Source organism: Microbacterium testaceum (genome assembly GCF_001476655.1).
GTDB classification, from domain to species: domain Bacteria; phylum Actinomycetota; class Actinomycetes; order Actinomycetales; family Microbacteriaceae; genus Microbacterium; species Microbacterium testaceum_C.
This window is the reverse complement of record NZ_LDRT01000053.1, coordinates 1-15,548: the sequence shown is the minus strand read 5'-3', so window position 1 is coordinate 15,548 and position 15,548 is coordinate 1. Positions and strand designations below refer to the sequence as shown.

At 70.3% G+C, this 15,548-nt stretch carries 18 protein-coding genes; 6 read left to right on the top strand and 12 right to left on the bottom strand.

The window, feature by feature from the left end; all coding sequences use genetic code 11:
• Nucleotides 1–3 precede the first annotated feature (3 nt).
• Nucleotides 4–273, bottom strand: coding sequence for a DUF7218 family protein (locus NS220_RS09035; RefSeq protein ID WP_058623766.1), 270 nt, complete (start codon nucleotides 271–273; stop codon nucleotides 4–6).
• Between the two features lie 233 nt (nucleotides 274–506).
• Here NS220_RS09035 and NS220_RS20120 point away from each other — a divergent pair, with 233 nt between their 5' ends.
• The 3 genes from NS220_RS20120 (at nucleotide 507) to NS220_RS09025 (ending at nucleotide 2,408) form a co-directional block, all read left to right on the top strand.
• Entirely contained in the window at nucleotides 507–671 is a 165-nt protein-coding gene (locus NS220_RS20120; RefSeq protein ID WP_013584263.1) for a hypothetical protein, read from the top strand.
• Between the two features lie 286 nt (nucleotides 672–957).
• Complete coding sequence (locus tag NS220_RS09030; protein ID WP_058623747.1) at nucleotides 958–1,803, top strand: DUF4097 family beta strand repeat-containing protein; 846 nt, start codon at nucleotides 958–960, stop codon at nucleotides 1,801–1,803.
• Nucleotides 1,803–2,408: a helix-turn-helix transcriptional regulator gene (locus tag NS220_RS09025; RefSeq protein ID WP_058623746.1), complete on the top strand. Its 606-nt coding sequence runs from the start codon at nucleotides 1,803–1,805 to the stop codon at nucleotides 2,406–2,408. The genes NS220_RS09030 and NS220_RS09025 overlap by 1 nt, the downstream gene beginning before the upstream one ends.
• Before the next feature lie 4 nt (nucleotides 2,409–2,412).
• On the opposite strand, the gene NS220_RS09020 is transcribed toward NS220_RS09025, so the two are convergent.
• A complete protein-coding gene (locus tag NS220_RS09020) occupies nucleotides 2,413–2,991 on the bottom strand; it encodes a universal stress protein (RefSeq protein WP_242864576.1) in 579 nt (192 codons plus the stop codon).
• 98 nt (nucleotides 2,992–3,089) lie between these two features.
• Here NS220_RS09020 and NS220_RS09015 point away from each other — a divergent pair, with 98 nt between their 5' ends.
• Complete coding sequence (locus NS220_RS09015) at nucleotides 3,090–3,272, top strand: DUF3073 domain-containing protein (RefSeq protein ID WP_013584267.1); 183 nt, start codon at nucleotides 3,090–3,092, stop codon at nucleotides 3,270–3,272.
• A 36-nt stretch (nucleotides 3,273–3,308) separates the two neighbouring features.
• Here NS220_RS09015 and NS220_RS09010 read toward each other — a convergent pair whose 3' ends face one another.
• Genes NS220_RS09010 through purM form a run of 3 tightly spaced genes read right to left on the bottom strand, consistent with a single transcriptional unit; the run spans nucleotide 3,309 to nucleotide 7,147 of the window.
• Nucleotides 3,309–4,526, bottom strand: a complete 1,218-nt coding sequence (locus NS220_RS09010) for an MFS transporter (protein ID WP_058623745.1) — start codon at nucleotides 4,524–4,526, stop codon at nucleotides 3,309–3,311.
• Nucleotides 4,523–5,998 (bottom strand): amidophosphoribosyltransferase, encoded by a 1,476-nt coding sequence (gene purF, locus NS220_RS09005; protein WP_058623744.1) that lies wholly within the window; start codon nucleotides 5,996–5,998, stop codon nucleotides 4,523–4,525. Before purF ends, NS220_RS09010 begins: the two co-directional genes overlap by 4 nt.
• Nucleotides 5,999–6,004: 6 nt before the next feature.
• Nucleotides 6,005–7,147, bottom strand: a complete 1,143-nt coding sequence (gene purM / locus NS220_RS09000; RefSeq protein WP_058623743.1) for a phosphoribosylformylglycinamidine cyclo-ligase — start codon at nucleotides 7,145–7,147, stop codon at nucleotides 6,005–6,007.
• A gap of 106 nt (nucleotides 7,148–7,253) precedes the next feature.
• Here purM and NS220_RS08995 point away from each other — a divergent pair, with 106 nt between their 5' ends.
• Nucleotides 7,254–7,865: a hypothetical protein gene (locus tag NS220_RS08995; RefSeq protein WP_058623742.1), complete on the top strand. Its 612-nt coding sequence runs from the start codon at nucleotides 7,254–7,256 to the stop codon at nucleotides 7,863–7,865.
• 3 nt (nucleotides 7,866–7,868) lie between these two features.
• Here the strand turns inward: NS220_RS08995 and NS220_RS08990 are convergent, their stop codons facing one another.
• Both NS220_RS08990 and NS220_RS08985 read right to left on the bottom strand, forming a co-directional pair.
• Nucleotides 7,869–8,204: a hypothetical protein gene (locus tag NS220_RS08990; protein WP_058623741.1), complete on the bottom strand. Its 336-nt coding sequence runs from the start codon at nucleotides 8,202–8,204 to the stop codon at nucleotides 7,869–7,871.
• Nucleotides 8,205–8,350: 146 nt separating this feature from the next.
• Complete coding sequence (locus NS220_RS08985; protein ID WP_058623740.1) at nucleotides 8,351–8,707, bottom strand: sterol carrier family protein; 357 nt, start codon at nucleotides 8,705–8,707, stop codon at nucleotides 8,351–8,353.
• A gap of 163 nt (nucleotides 8,708–8,870) precedes the next feature.
• On the opposite strand from NS220_RS08985, the gene purD reads away from it, so the two are divergent.
• The gene (gene purD, locus NS220_RS08980; RefSeq protein WP_058623739.1) at nucleotides 8,871–10,142 is read left to right on the top strand and encodes a phosphoribosylamine--glycine ligase; all 1,272 of its coding nucleotides are present in this window, start codon (nucleotides 8,871–8,873) and stop codon (nucleotides 10,140–10,142) included.
• Between the two features lie 12 nt (nucleotides 10,143–10,154).
• Here the strand turns inward: purD and NS220_RS08975 are convergent, their stop codons facing one another.
• The 5 genes from NS220_RS08975 to NS220_RS20565 all read right to left on the bottom strand — a co-directional run bounded on the left by NS220_RS08975 (nucleotide 10,155) and on the right by NS220_RS20565 (nucleotide 15,542).
• Nucleotides 10,155–11,441, bottom strand: a complete 1,287-nt coding sequence (locus NS220_RS08975) for a glycosyltransferase (RefSeq protein ID WP_058623738.1) — start codon at nucleotides 11,439–11,441, stop codon at nucleotides 10,155–10,157.
• Between the two features lie 42 nt (nucleotides 11,442–11,483).
• Nucleotides 11,484–12,113, bottom strand: coding sequence for a TetR/AcrR family transcriptional regulator (locus NS220_RS08970; protein ID WP_193755326.1), 630 nt, complete (start codon nucleotides 12,111–12,113; stop codon nucleotides 11,484–11,486).
• A gap of 10 nt (nucleotides 12,114–12,123) precedes the next feature.
• Entirely contained in the window at nucleotides 12,124–12,762 is a 639-nt protein-coding gene (locus NS220_RS08965) for a hypothetical protein (protein ID WP_058623736.1), read from the bottom strand.
• A gap of 90 nt (nucleotides 12,763–12,852) precedes the next feature.
• Nucleotides 12,853–13,413, bottom strand: coding sequence for a S24/S26 family peptidase (locus NS220_RS08960; protein WP_193755325.1), 561 nt, complete (start codon nucleotides 13,411–13,413; stop codon nucleotides 12,853–12,855).
• Nucleotides 13,410–15,542 carry an RCC1-like domain-containing protein gene (locus tag NS220_RS20565; protein WP_369406714.1) on the bottom strand — a complete coding sequence of 711 codons (2,133 nt, stop codon included), beginning with the start codon at nucleotides 15,540–15,542 and terminating at the stop codon, nucleotides 13,410–13,412. Before NS220_RS20565 ends, NS220_RS08960 begins: the two co-directional genes overlap by 4 nt.
• Between the last annotated feature and the right edge of the window lie 6 nt (nucleotides 15,543–15,548).

The window sequence follows — 15,548 nt, the reverse complement described above, 5'->3', positions numbered from 1 at the left end:
GCGTCAGTGGTTGCGGAGCATGTCGATCAGCTCCGCCTTCTTCTTGCCGGAGTATCCCGTGATCCCGAGCTCCTTCGCGCGCTTCTTGAGCTCGCTCACGGTGCGCTCCTCGTAGTTCTCGGCGTGCCCGCCCTTCTCCCCGACGGCACCACGCCCCTGAGCGGCGGCGGCGTTCGAGATGCGCGCCGCCTTCTCCTTCGAGTCGCCCTGCTTGCGCAGCTCCTCGTAGAGCTCGGGGTCTTTCAGACTGTTGGATCCTCGCCCCTGGGGCATGATCGTCTCCTTCCGTCGGGACACCGACGCTACGGCGGACGACCGCCCCCTCTCTCGGGGTTGACACCGCACGCCGCGTCCGTCGGCCCGAGGGTCGTGTTAGCGAGCGGCCGCGACTAACAGCGGTTTCCCAGAAACGTCAACCCCCTGCCGCATTTCGGGCCGGGTGACACGGTAGAAGGACCACTCACCCGGGTCCGTGTCCTGACGCGGTGAACAGCAAGGAGCCCCCCATGAACATCTTCCTCATCATCATCATCGTCGCCGCGATCGTCATCGCCATCGTGAGCGGAATGAGCCAGGCCGCGAGCTTCCTGCTCTGGGTCGCGATCATCGTCGGCCTCATCGCCCTCATCGTGCTGTTGTTCCGCTTGATCAGCGGACGCAAGCCCGTCTGACCCCCTCGGAGGACGACGCGTTTCGGGTGCGCGTCCCCTCCCCCCTCGGCGGGTTCGCCCGCCTCGGATGCCATGCGTTTCCCCCAGAGCGCATGGCATCCTTTTTTGCGCTCGGAGGCGGTCCCTTCGACCGTCTCAGGGAGCTCGCTCGCGCGGCACTCGCGGTGACTGAACCCAGGTGGCTGAGCCCGTCGAATCCCCCGGAACCCTCCCTCAGGTCTTGACGAACACGCGATATATCTCGATACTGTCCTCAACGCGATATATCGCGAGTGAGGAGCCCACCATGGAGAAATGGATCGTCCACCCCGGCGAGACGCGCGTCATCGACCTCGAGAGCGTGCGCGAGCTGAAGATCGGCCTCGTCGGCGGGCAGATCGACGTGATCGCCCACGATGAGCCGAGCGCTCGCATCGAGGTGCACGGCGTCACCGTCAAAGACCTGCGCATCGAGATGAACGATGGCCGCCTCGAGATCGACCACCCGCAGCTGCGGTGGGACAACTTCCTCGAGGTGTTCCGCAACTTCGGCGCCGGTGGCCCCAAGGCCGAGGTGAGCGTGGCCGTGCCGCGCTCGGTCGCCCTCACCCTCGGCGTCGTCAGTGCGAGCGCCCTCGTCTCGGGCCTGCGCACCGACGCCCGGCTCAACACCGTGTCCGGCGACATCATCGTCGACGGGCTGGTCGGCGATGTCAGCGCCAACGCGGTCTCGGGCGACGTGCAGGTGCGCGAACTCGAGGGCGCGCTGAGCGCCAACAGCGTCTCGGGCGACGTCACCGTCACCGGAGCGGTGACGAAAGCGTCGATCGACACCGTCTCGGGGGCGATGCTCGTCGACTCCACCGGCCCGGTGCAGTCGATCGCACTCAACTCCGTCAACGGCGCGGCCACCATCCGTCTCGACCGGGGCCTCCCCGCCAACTACGTGTCCCGGTCGGTAAGCGGTCGCGTGCAGATCGACGGACACGTGCGCTCCGGCTCCGGCCCCACGAACTTCACCGGGTCGACGGGCGCCCTGGCGGGGCAGTTCGTCGACGTTCGGGCCAACACGGTCTCCGGCGAGATCACGGTGCTGCGCCGGGGCATCTCGGGCCTGCGCCCCGAGGAACTCGCGAACGAGGAGGAGTGGTGATGAGCCCGGTCTTCTCGCACGGCGGTCTGCGCCTGTACATCCTGAGCCTGCTCGATGAGGCGCCGCGTCACGGCTACGACCTGATGCAGGCCCTGTCCGACCGCACCGGAGGCACGTACTCTCCCTCGGCCGGCACCATCTATCCACGCCTGGCGAAGCTCGAAGACGAGGGCCTCGTCACGAAGACCGTGGACGGCCGCAAGACGGTCTACGAGATCACGGATGCCGGCCGTGCCGAGGTGGCGGCCCGCACCGGCGACCTCGAAGGGATCCAGGCCGATCTCGCCGACAGCGTGCGTCTCATCGCCGACGAGGTGCGCGGGAGCGTGCGGGATGCCATGCGCAGCCTCCGCGCCGACCTCGCGGCCGCGTCTCGCGAGGAGCGCGAGCAGGCCGAGGCAGCCCCCGCCGACGACGCCCGCTCCCGCACGCGTGAGCAGTTGCACCGCGCGGACGCCGCCCTGACCGAGTTCCGCGGACGCGTCCGCTCCGAGCTGCGGTCGCACGTGGCCCGCGGCGGCGAGCTCGCGGCATCCGGAGTCGACGAGATCGAGACGGCGCTGCGTCAGGCCTCCGACGCGGTCGCCCGCGCGATGCGCGGCTGACCCGTCACTCCCAGGGCAGCTCCTCGTGGGCGCCGACCGGCTCTCCCAGCGGAACGACCAGCACCGGACGGTGCTGCCGATGCGAGAGCCGGGCGGCAACCGAGCCGGTCAGAAACTCACGGAGCGACTCCCCCAACCCGCGCTTGCGCGTGCCCACCACCAGCAGCGACGCCCCGACCTCGTCGGCGAGCTGAATCAGTGCGAGCGCGGGATCGCCGATGATCTGACGTGCGCTCCAGCGCACGTCTCTGCCCGCCAGAGCCGCGGTCGCGTCCTTCTCGACCTCGGCGAGCGCGGCCCGCGCCACCTCGCCGGCGACATCGAGCGTCGCCGAGTTGACGTAGCCGTCCGGGTCCTCGAACGCGACGAATCGCGTCGTGTCGACGTGGGCCACGATCAGCTCGGCGCCCGCCAGCGCGGCGTAGCGCGCCGCTTCCTGCGCCACGCGGGGCGACTGCCCCGGCACGACTCCCGCGATGACGGCTCCGGATGCCGCTGCCCGAGCCTCGTGGTCGCTCATGCCGTTCTTCCTCTCGTCGACAGCAGCCCCCTCCGGACCGCGACGGTCGGGGTCGAGGGGCACCGTGATATCCTGGGTGTTACTCTTACCGGCTCGGTCCGGAACCGCAATACGCAGGGCCCTGAGCACGGCCTGCGATGTCGATCGTGAGGGGGTCTCGCATGGGGCGTGGCCGTCAGAAGGCGAAGCACACCAAGATCGCCCGTGAGCTGAAGTACGACACCTATTCGGTGAACTACGCAGCGCTCGAGCGCGAACTCGGCGCACCCGAACCGGGTGAAGACGCGTACGTCGACAAGTGGGCGGACGAATACTCCGACGAGTACGAAGACGAGAAGGCGTAGGGCTTCAGCGCCCTGCACCGGCCGCGTCCGCGGCTGTCACCAGGCAGTGCCGTTGCGGCGCTCCCAGGCTTCCTCGATCGTCTCTCTGCGTGAGACGACGATTCCCGCGGGGATCACGCATGCGATGACGACGCCGAGCACGATCAGTCCCGCCGTCCACCCGCCCGTGATCTCGTGGGTCACGCCGATGGCGAGCGGCATGAGTGCGGCGATGCCGTAGCCGACGCTCTGCACGAACCCGCTGAGCGCGACCGCGGTGTCGTGCGACCGTGTGCGCAGGCCGAAGAGCACGAGCGCCATCGGGAACATCAGGGGCGGGATGCCGATGAGCACCACCCACAGTGTCGTCGCGGCCGCGGGGGCGAAGAGGAGTCCGGCGACCCCGGCGAGTCCGCCCACGACGGCGACGACGTAGAACGGGGCGACGCTGCGCGCCCGCACGACGAGCAGCGGAACGACGAGCGACACCGGCAGGCCCATGAACGAGAACAGGGCGAGCAGCCTGCCGGCCTCGGCGGCATCCACCCCGGCGACTCCCATCACCAGCGGCGGCAACCAGGCGAACAGTCCGTAGGCGACGGACGAGTTCACCCCGAACGTCGCCGCAAGTGCCCACGTCTGCGGCACGCGGACCACGCGCGACAGCACCGACGTCTTCGGCTGCTCGATGACGTCCGCCCGGGCCGCCCGGGCGCGGAGGCTCATCGCGACCCAGGGCACCACCGCGGCCACCGCGACCGCCGCCCACAGGGTGAATGAGCCGCGCCACCCGATACTCTCCGCGAGGGGGACGGCCACGAGCGGCGGCATGAACGTGGCGACCGCCATCGTGGTCGTGTAGATCGTCGTCATCAGGCCGATGCGGGCGGGGAAGTACTTCTTCACCACGGCGGGCAGCAGCACGTTGGCGACACCCACCGCCGCGAAGATCCCGGCGGTCGCGGCGAGCAGGGTGATCGCGTCGACGGCGACGGCCCTCATGCCGAGCATGACTGCCGCGACGGCCGCGGCCAGGAGCACCAGCCGTTCGAGGCCCACCCGCCGCTCGATCGCGGGTGTCACGAAGCCCGAGATCGCGAAGGCCACGGGCGGTGCCATACCGATCAGGCCGACGACGGCCGCCGGGAGGGGGAAATCGCGCTCGATGACGACCAGCAGCGGCGACAGTGACGCGACGGCGATGCGCAGCGTCAGCGCGAGCAGCACGATCGCTGCCGCGGCGAGCGCGACGGTCCCCGCGCGGCGCGGACTCAAGACTCCTGGCTGCCCTCGACCCAGGCGAGGTACTCCTCCGACACGGTGCCCGTGACGTAGCGGCCGTCGAAGCAGCTCATGTCGAGGTCGACCAGGTCGGTGCCCTCCATGATCGCGGCCTTCAGGTCGTCGACCTCCTGGTACACCAGGTAGTCGCAGCCGAGCTCCTCGGCGATCTCGGGGATCGTGCGCCCGTGGGCCACCAGCTCGTGACGCGAGGGCATGTTGATGCCGTACACGTGAGGGTAGCGCACGGGAGGTGCGGCCGAGGCGAACGTCACGCTCTTGGCCCCGGCATCCCGGGCCATCTGGATGATCTCGCGGCTCGTGGTGCCACGCACGATCGAGTCATCGACGAGGAGAACGTTCTTGCCCTGGAACTCCGTCGACATCGCGTTGAGCTTCTGGCGCACGCTCTTCTTGCGCACCGCCTGACCGGGCATGATGAACGTCCGACCGACATAGCGGTTCTTGTAGAAGCCCTCGCGGTACTCGATCCCGAGCTTGCGGGCGACCTGCATGGCCGCCGGACGTGCGGAGTCGGGGATCGGCATGACGACGTCGATGGCGCCGGCGGGCGTGTACTTCGCGACCGTGTCGGCCAGGCGCTCACCCATGCGCAGGCGCGTCTCGTACACCGAGACGCCGTTCATGACCGAGTCGGGACGCGCGAGGTAGACGTACTCGAACGAGCACGGCGCGAGCATCGTGCTCTTCGCGCACTGCTGCGCGTGCAGGGTGCCGTCGAGGCTGATGAACACGGCCTCACCGGGCTCGACGTCGCGCACGACCTCGAAGCCCGCGTTCTCGAGCACGAGCGACTCGGAGGCCACGATCCACTCGTCGCGCGGCTCGCCGCCCGGAACGATCGCGGCGGGACGCTTGCCGAGAATGAGCGGGCGGATGCCGAAGGGATCGCGGAACGCGAGCAGCCCGTATCCGGCGATCAGGGCGATCGAGGCGTACGACCCCTCGACGCGCTCGTGCACGCGGGCGACCGCGCGGAAGACCTGGTCGGGGTCGAGATCGGGACCGGTGATCTCGGACTGCAGCTCGGAGCCGAGGATGTTGACGAGCAGCTCGGTGTCGCTGCTGGTGTTGAGGTGACGACGATCCTTATGGAAGAGCTCGGTCGTCAGCTCGCGGGTGTTGGTCAGGTTGCCGTTGTGCACGAGCACGATGCCGTAGGGGGCGTTGACGTAGAAGGGCTGCGCCTCTTCTTCGTTGGATGCCGTCCCCTTGGTCGCGTACCGCACGTGCCCGAGGCCGATGTCGCCGAGGAGGGCCCGCATGTCGCGCGTGCGGAACGCCTCGCGCACCTGCCCCCGGGCCTTGTGGATGTGGAACACCCCGCTGGACTCGGCCGTGGCCATGCCCGTGGAGTCCTGTCCCCGGTGCTGGAGGAGGAGGAGCGCGTCGTAGATCTCCTGGTTGACCGGGCCCTGCCCGGCCATGCCGACGATGCCGCACATGGGGTGTTAGTTCGCTCCGTTCGCCGGGTGACCGGCATCCGCGTAGGTTCCGACCAGGCGCACGGCACCGCCGTCGACGCCCTTCGCGCCCTGCTCGTACTCGCCCTCGGGGCGGGCGCCGTCGCGCACGACGCCGACCTGCCACGTGGCGATGCCGTCGGCCTGCAGCGCCGCGGTCGCGGCATCCGCGATCTCGGGCGCGACGACGGCGAGGAAGCCGATGCCGAGGTTCCAGGTGCCCTCGGTCGCGGTCAGGTCGAGGCCGCCCAGATCGGCGAGCACTCGGAACACCGGCGACGGGCTCCACGTCGAGCGGTCGACGTCGACCCACGTGCCCTGCGGCAGCACGCGCGCGAGGTTCGCGGCGATGCCGCCGCCGGTGACGTGGCTGAGCGAGTGGATGCCGGAGCCGACCGCCGCGTCGTCGAGCAGGCGCAGCAGCGGGGAGGTGTACAGGCGCGTGGGCTCGAGCAGCGCCTCGCCCCACGTGCCGCCGAGGTCGGCGGAGGCCGAGCCGTAGGCGATACCCGCGCCGGTGATGATGTGGCGCACGAGCGAGTAGCCGTTGGAGTGCAGGCCGCTCGAGGCGAGCGCGAGCACGACGTCGCCGCTGCGGACGCGATCGGCGCCGAGCACGCGGTCGGCCTCGACGACGCCGGTCGCCGCTCCCGCGACGTCGTAGTCGTCGATGCCGAGCAGACCGGGGTGCTCGGCCGTCTCGCCGCCGACGAGCGCGGTGCCCGTCATGGCGCAGCCGCGCGCGATGCCCGCGACGATGTCGGCGATGCGCTGCGGCACGACCTTGCCGCACGCGATGTAGTCGGTCATGAACAGGGGCCGTGCCCCGACCACGACGATGTCGTCGACGACCATGCCGACGAGGTCTTCGCCGATCGTGTCGTGCTTGTCGATGGCCTGAGCGATCGCGACCTTGGTTCCGACGCCGTCGGTGCTCGTCGCGAGCAGCGGCTTGGCGTAGTCGCGCAGGGCGGAGGCGTCGAAGAGGCCGGCGAAGCCGCCGACACTGCCCAGCACCTCGGGACCGTGCGTGCGGCGCACGGCCGACTTCATCAGTTCGACGGCGAGATCTCCGGCGGCGGTATCGACGCCTGCGGCGGAGTACGGGTTTTCGTGGGGAGCGGAGGCCACCGCAACAGACTACCCGGGGCGGCTGCGTGCGGGCGTCGCTCTCAGCGCCGTGCAGCGCCGCGCAAGGCCCATCGCCGGCGGGCGGACCCCTCCCTACAATGACGCCATGACGGCAGGCCAGCCCGAGTGGGTGATCCGCGAGGACGCCGCCTCACCCGTGCTCGTCGCGCTCTACCTGCGTCAAATTCTCGGCATCCGTTCTCCGGAGGAGTTGCCGTTCCTGCGGCGTGTGCCGCCGACGCCGGAGAGCGGGAGATCGGATGCCGCGCGGTCGGAGCTCGAGCGACAGTGGCGCGCATACTGGGCGATGACGGTCGAGCCGCAAGCACATCCCTCCCCCGTGCCGTTGGAGTTGGTCGAGGGCTTCGACGGTCTCGTGACCCTTCCGATCGAGGGCGCCGAGGTCCTGCGCGAGGCGGCGTCGCCCTTCGCCGAGGAGGCCACGGACTTCGCCCAGCACGCACACGGGCGGTACGCGCGCGAGTCGTCGGCGCGGCCCGGAGTGTCGTACCGCGCCTACGCGAGCGCGATCGCGGCGCACGAGCGGATCGTGGGCCGTCGCGCGCACTCGTTCGAGCTCAACGTGCAGATCCTGCCGCTCGCTCAGCGGGGCGTGTGGTGGATCGGGTCGCTGACCGTCGCTGTCACCGACGGTCTGCGCGGCGACGTCGCGGCGTTCGACTCCGCGATCCATCCGATCATCGCGGAGCTCGCCTGAGGGTCAGACCCCGTGCTGCTCGTGGTCGACGATCACCTGGCGCGTGCGTCCCCCGAGGGTGCGCTCGAAGACGAGAGCGACGATGGCGGCGACCGTCACCCCGGCGACCACGCAGATCAACGCCGTGAAGCCGAACACCTGCAGCTGCGAGTACACGACCTGCGTGTACGGGCTGACATCCGTGCTGTCGATGGCGAACGTCAGGATGAGGGCGACGAGGATGCCGACGAACGCCCCGGCGGCCAAGAAGACGCCGTACTTCGGGGCGCGGCGCACGCTGACCGTCTCGATGTCGTCGCGCGAGAAGGACGGTCGTTCGGGGGCGGGCTGCTCGGCCATGCCTCCATTGTCCCACTCCCACGTCGTCGGCGGGCCCGGGCGGCACGTCGCGTCACCGAAACCGCACGCGATGCACGAAACCGCACCGGGAGGCGTACCGGGGCGTACGGTCTCGACGAGCGCCTACGGTCTCGACGGCCGAGCCCCTACGGCCGCAACGGCAGAAGCGCGGACAGGTCGGCGCGGACGCCCGAGGCGACGATGCGCCCGGCGGCGACGGCATCCGCCCAGTGCTCCCGGCCCGTGGCGACGGCGATCCAGGTGGCGGCGTCGGTCTCGACGACGTTCGGCGGCGTGCCGCGCGTGTGACGGGGCCCCTCGATGACCTGGACGGCGCCGAAGGGAGGCACGCGCATCTCGACGGAGTTGCCCGGCGCCTTCTCGGCCAGCAGCTGGAGCAGGTAGCGCACGGCGGTCGCGAGGGCCGGGCGCGGGGCGTCGCCGGCGGCCACCGCCTCGAGAGCGGCCCGACCGTCACCGGTCTCGATACGACGTGGGGGCATGGCCTCCACCGTACTCGCGGGGCGCGAGCGCGGGTCGAGTGTCCGCCGCATCGCTCGACCGCTGCCGCACCCGGGCACACCGGTCAGGGAGCCCGCGCCGACGGGCGGCCGCCGCAGCGGCCCGTGCGCCACGCGCGCAGAGCCCGCTCGGTAGGCTGGCCGCGTGAGAATCCTGGTCCTCGGTTCGGGCGCGCGCGAGCACGCCATCATCCTCGCCCTGCGCTCCGAAGAGGCATCGCACGCGATCTTCGCCGCTCCCGGCAACGCCGGCATCGCGCGCGACGCGCACCTGGTCTCCCTCGACCCGAACGATCCGGCCGAGGTGCTCACCTTCGCGCAGACCGAGGCGATCGACCTCGTCGTCGTCGGACCCGAGGCGCCGCTCGTCGCCGGGGTCGCCGACGCCCTGCGCGAGCACGGCATCCCGGTCTTCGGCCCGGGCAAGGCCGCCGCGCAGCTCGAGGGATCGAAGACCTACGCGAAGCGGATCATGGATGCCGCGGGCGTCCCCACCGGACGGGCCGTGCGCGCGGTCGACCTCCCGACCGTGGAAGCAGCTCTCGACGACTACGGCGCACCGTATGTCGTCAAGGCCGACGGACTCGCCGCCGGCAAGGGCGTCATCGTCACCTCCGACCGCGAGGCCGCGATCACGCACGCCGCCACCTATCTGGCGACCGGGGCCGTCCTGGTCGAGGAGTTCCTGTCGGGCCCCGAGGTGTCACTGTTCTTCCTCAGCGACGGCGACCACGTGCTGCCGCTCAGCCCCGCGCAGGACTTCAAGCGCCTCCGCGACGGCGACGAGGGCCCCAACACCGGCGGCATGGGCGCCTACTCGCCGCTGCCGTGGCTCGACGACCGCTTCGGGAGCGAGGCCGATTTCGTCGATCAGGTCACGCGCGAGATCGCGGAGCCCGTGATCCGGCAGATGGATGCCGAGGGCACGCCGTTCATCGGACTCCTCTACGCCGGCCTCATCCTGACCGAACAGGGCGTCAAGGTCATCGAGTTCAACGCGCGGTTCGGCGACCCCGAGACCCAGGTCGTGCTGCCCCGCCTGATCGACCCGCTGTCGGAGCTGCTTCTCGCCGCGGCCTCGGGCACGCTCGAAGACCGCCCGCGCCCCGCTTTCGCGGAAGCCGCCGCCGTGACGGTCGTGCTCGCCAGCGAGGGTTACCCCGAGGCGCCGGTGACCGGCCGCCCCCTGACGGGGATCGACGACGCCGACGAGGTCGACGGCGTCCACCTCGCGCATGCGGCGACGGCGGCATCCGCCAACGGCTTCACGGCGACCGGTGGGCGGGTGCTCAGCGTCGTCGCCCTGGGGTCGACGTTCCGCGAGGCGCGCGCCGCCGCCTACGAGGGACTCGACCGCATCGGCCTCGAAGGCGGGCAGTACCGCACCGACATCGCCGCACGCGTCGTCGAGGGCTGACCGCGGCGCGGATCAGGCGCGGGCCGCGAGCATCGCCTCGACGTCGTCGACGAGCCCCGCCGCTCCCGGCGCGGCGGCGATCGCCTCGCCGACGCGTCGCGCGTTCGCCGTGTAGCCCGGATCGGCGAGGATCCGCAGGACGGCCGAGCGGATGGCATCCGGAGTCGGGCGACCCGTGCGCAGGTTCACGCCCACTCCGGCGTGCTGGACACGGGCCGAGGTCTCGACCTTGTCTTCGGAGTCGCCGGCGATGACGATCGGCACGCCGTGGCGCATCGCGTGGTGGAGCCCGCCATACCCGCCGTTCGTGACGAGCACACTCGTCCGGGCGAGCAGTTCGTCATACGGCAGGTAGCTCGCGGCGAACGCGTTCGCGGGCAGGGTCGGGAGGGTGTCGACCGCGCGCCCGCCGGTGGTCACGGCGACCTGGACGGAAAGATCGGCCAGGGCCGCGAGGGCGGGCGCGATCACCTCGCTGTAGTCGGTGTTGGCGACGGTGCCCTGCGTGACGTGCACGAGCGGGAGGGCCGGGTCGAGCTCGTCGAACCACGGCGGTGCCGGTGTGGGATGGGCGGCCGCCGTCGCCATGGGCCCGTAGAAGCGCAGGTGGGCGGGAGCGTCGCTGCGGGGGTACTCGAACTCCTCGACGGTGAACTGCGCGAGCAGGTCGCTGCGCGAGAGCACGTCCATGAAGAACGCCCCGTTCAGGGGTGGCGCCCCGACACCGGCGAGGAAGAGGTCGAGCGACCGATGGACCGGTCGCAGCACGGCCTTCGCCGTCACGTCGAGCACCCGGTTGCGCAGACGGTTCACCACCGGCTGGCGGAGGGGCGTGATGCCGAGACCGTACGGCGGAGTGTCGCGACTCGAGAATCCCGCGGCGGTGATGCCGCACATGACGGTGAGGGGACGCTCGGAGCGCGGTCGCACGAACAGGGTCTGCACTCCCAGGAAGAGCATGTCGTGCAGCACCACATCGGCCGGCTCCTCGGCGAGGACGTGCTCCAGGGTGACTGCTGCCGGAGCCGCGGGGTCGAGGAACGCCCGCTCGACACCGCGATTGAGGGTCGCGAGTCCCCTCTCGCGCACGTCATCTCCCGTTCCGATGTCGTCGAGAGTGTCGGCCTCGGGCGGCAGGGGAAGGAACCGGATGCCGGATGCCTCGACCATGGACCGGTATCGGGCGCCGGTGAGGAAACGAACGTCCCATCCACGTCGCCGGAGCTCGGCGGCGACGACGAGGAGCGGACCGACGTGGCCGACGGCGGGCATGCTGCACAGGAGGGCGGAACGGGTCATGGTCTTCTTTCGAGGAAGCCCCCTCCGCCGCGCGGCGAGGGTCTATGCGAGGTTGTCGGCGAGATGGATGAGCTGGGCCGTGAGCCACGACCGGTAGGCGTCGACATCCCAGCCGCGCGTCACGGTCAAGTGCGTCCACGGGTCGGGCCCGGTGATGAGGCCGAGCACGTCGGCGGCGATCGCGACCTGGTCGACGCGGATACGTTCGCGCTGCAGGAACCACCCGGCCCCGATCGTCATGTCGCGGTGGCGGCGCATCTCCAACTCGAGGTAGGCGGCACGCACCTCCGCGTCGCTGTCGGCTGCGGCGAGCATGGCCCGAACGATCGCCGCCGACCGCTGATTCGCCTCGATCAGGAAGTCGACGTACCGACCGATCGCCGTGTCGGTGTCGGGCTCGCTCATGATCTCGACGAGAGCAGGTCGTTCCGTGAGCGAGTGCAGGCCCTCGTCACCCGCGAAGGTCCGCTCGAAGGCGGCGATCAGCAGAGCGTGCTTGGGACCGTTCAGGTGCACGGTGGGGATCGACACCCCCGCCTCGGCGGCGATCGCCTTGATGGTGGTGGCGACGTAGCCGTCGCGGACGAAGAGCCGGCCTGCCGTGTCGACGATGTTCGCGCGCGTGGCGGCGGCCTCTGCCTGTCGCTTGGGGGACTGATAGCTGCGGGGCACGTCCCACACGCTACTTCGCTGCGAGGACGCCGGCCCGAGCGATGAGCAGCCCCGCGACGATCTGCGCTCCGGTCGACACGAAGTACATCGTGTTCGTCAGCGCCTCGATCGAGCTCGCGTTGATGACGACACCGAGCGCGAAGCCGATGACGGCGAGCACGAGGATCGCCCAGCGGGCCGCGCCGGCCAGCACGCGGGCCCGCACGATGGCGATGCCCCCGACCAGCAGGAGCACGCCCTGCACGGCGCTCATCCCGAAGAGGAAGGCCATCGCCCCATCGGTGGGCTCCGCGGTCGGCAGCAGGTACGCCGCGAGCAGGTACAGACTCTGGTTCGCGAGGAAGAAGGCGCCGAACCCGAGCAGCGCGAGCTTGCCGACGATCGACGGGCCCACGGTGCCCTGACCGTCGCCGCGGCCGAGGGCGAGCGGGAACATCGCCGCGACGTGAGCGAGCGTGCTGGCGAGGAAGAGCACCCAGAACGCCGTCGCCGGACCCGGATCGGTGGACACATCGGTTCCGATCTCGAGGGCGGTGGCGGCCGTCAGCAGCACGCCTCCGGTGAGGATCAGGATGCCGGCGGCCCGGGGCCACGAGGGGGTCGACGAAGTGGGGGAAGAAGGGCGAGCAGTGAGGGTGGGCGCGTTCATTGGATGACTCCTTCGATGAGGGGCGGCGATAGCGCGAACGGGGTGAGAGTCATCCCGTTCGCTAATTGAATATATATGCGTATAAGCCAATTAAGGAAGCACGTTGGCCCGGGCCTCTCGACGAGTCGTCGGCTGCGCCTCGTGGTCGAGGTTCGCCGGTGCGACGTGGCCGCGACCGCGTCGAACCGGGAGCGGCAGGAAGATCAGGCCGATGAGCAGCACCACCAGCGACAGGCGCATCGGCAACGTGTCGAGGGCGAGGACTGCGACAGCCGGGGCGCCCGCGAGGTGGTGACGAACGACACCGCGCACGTCGGAGAAGGCGACGGGTATCGGGTCGGCTTCGGCGTTCGCGTCACCGCGGAGCGTCAGCGAGTCGCCCTCGACGGCGACGATGCGGTGCGTGTAGCGTCCCGAGCCCGGCGGCTCGACCGTGACGATCGCGCCAGGCACGAGTTCGTCGGGCTCAGCGCGACCGACGAAGAGCACGTCGCCGAGGTGGAGGGTCGGCACCATCGACTCTCCGTCGACGCGGACGATCTCCTGCCCCGTCACCGCCGTGTAGGCGAAGGGAGCCGCGAGCGCCGCGAGGAGGAGTGCGACGAAGACCCACCGCAGCGGCGAGAGGGCGTTGCACAGGACGCGTTTCATCGGGTGATCGTCGTCGTCGCGAGGGGCGAGCTCCACCCGAGGTAGCGGTAGGAGACGGAGTAGGCCGTCGTACCGGGGAGCGTGCAACGCTGTCCCACCAGGGTCGACGGGGGCGTGCAGTTCGCGAGACGCAGGGGCGGGAGTGAGCTCATCACTTCGGGGGATCTCCTCAGTTTGAAGGCCGCGTCGACCCCCGATACCCATGCGGTTCCGTCGGAAGCGACCACCACGGACAGCAGCTGGCCCGCGCTCACCTGCGTGATGGTCGACCCCGGGGACGACGTGACCCACGGCGTCTTCATCGCCACCGGAGTCGGATAGGAACTGACCATGTCACCCTGACCCAGCTGGGCGACTCCATTGCTTCCCCAGCCCCAGACATCACCCTTCGATGTGACCGCAAGGGAAGTGAGGGGGCCGGCACTCACCTGAGCGATCGCCACACCGCTTCCCCACGTAGCGTTGACGAGCTGCGGTCGCGCCACCGAATGCGCAGCAGAGTTCGCATCACCGAGAACCCCCATCTCCCCCTTCCCCCACGCGTAGACGGCTCCGGCACGCGTGACGGCGAGAGAGTGCGCCTGTCCCGCGCTGATCTGCTGGACGGGGGGTGCCGCCCCACCGGCCTGCCACGACACGGGCCGTGGGACCGCTGAGAAGTGCACGGTCGCGTCGCCATCCCCCAGACCACCTCCCTCGCCGTCCCCCCATGCCCACACCGCACCGTCATTGGTCAGCGCCAAGGAGCGGTCTCCGCCCGCGCCGACTTGCTGGACACGGACCCCGTCGAGTGCACCGAGAACGGGAACCGGAACCGACGAGCTCACCAGCGCGCCCGTGCCTAGTTGCCCTTTCCCGCCCTGCCCCCAGGACCACACCCGTCCGTCGGACGCGACCGCCAACGAATGCGTCAGGCCGGCACTGACCTGCATGATCGACACTGCTCCGCCCCACGATTTCGAGACGGGAACGGGCACAAGCGACTCCTGGTCCGTCCCGTTGCCGAGGAGGCCCCCGACGCCCGCTCCCCACGCCCACACCGAACCATCCGATGCCAGAGCGAGGGAGTGCGAGAAGCCGGCACTGACCTGCGTGATGAACACCGACGGACCCCACGCGGGACTGACGGCGACCGGCACGGCCGAGTCGCTGCGGGAATTGTTGCCCAGACGACCGTCCTTCCCGGTCCCCCATGCCCATACGGATCCGTCCGATGCGATCGCCAGCGAGTGCGAGTAGCCCGCACTCACCTGTGTGAACACTCGCTTCGCGGAGCGCGACGGGGTCCGTTGATCGACGGAATCCCCGGTCCCCAATTGCCCAGACGCCGCGCTTCCCCACGCCCACAGCGACCCATCCGTCGCCACCCCCAACGAATGCGAGCCCCCCGCGCTCACCTGCGTGAACACCACATCCCCCGGGCTCGACACCCTCACCGGCACGAACGCGTCACGCGTGTCGTTGTTGCCCAGCTGCCCACTTTCACCCAGGCCCCACGCCCACACCGACCCATCCGTCGCCACCCCCAACGAATGGAAAGATCCCGCACTCACCTGCGTGAACACCACACCCCCCGGGCTCGACACCCTCACCGGAACCGTCGAGCTGCGCAAGCCGTCGTTGCCCACCTGCCCGCTCGCACCAAAGCCCCACGCCCACACCGACCCATCCGTCGCCAACGCCAACGAATGGAAAGATCCCGCACTCACCTGCGTGAACACGACACCCGGCGGGCTCGACACCCTCACCGGGATCGGCGAGCTGCGCGCGCCGCCGTTGCCCAACATCCACATCTCGCCGTCGCCCCACGCCCACACCGACCCATCCGTCGCCAACCCCAACGAATGGAGAGATCCCGCACTCACCTGCGTGAACACCACACCCGCCGGGCTCGACACCCTCACCGGCACCCGCGAGCCACTCGAGCTGTCATTGCCCAATTGCCCCGACCAGCCGGCGCCCCACGCCCACACCGACCCATCCGACGCCAACCCCAACGAATGCGAACCCCCGGCACTCACCTGCGTGAACACCACACCCGCCGGGCTCGACACCCTCACCGGCACCAGCGAGCCACTCGAGCTGTCATTGCCCAACCGCCCCGACCCGCCGGCACCCCACGCCCACACCGACCC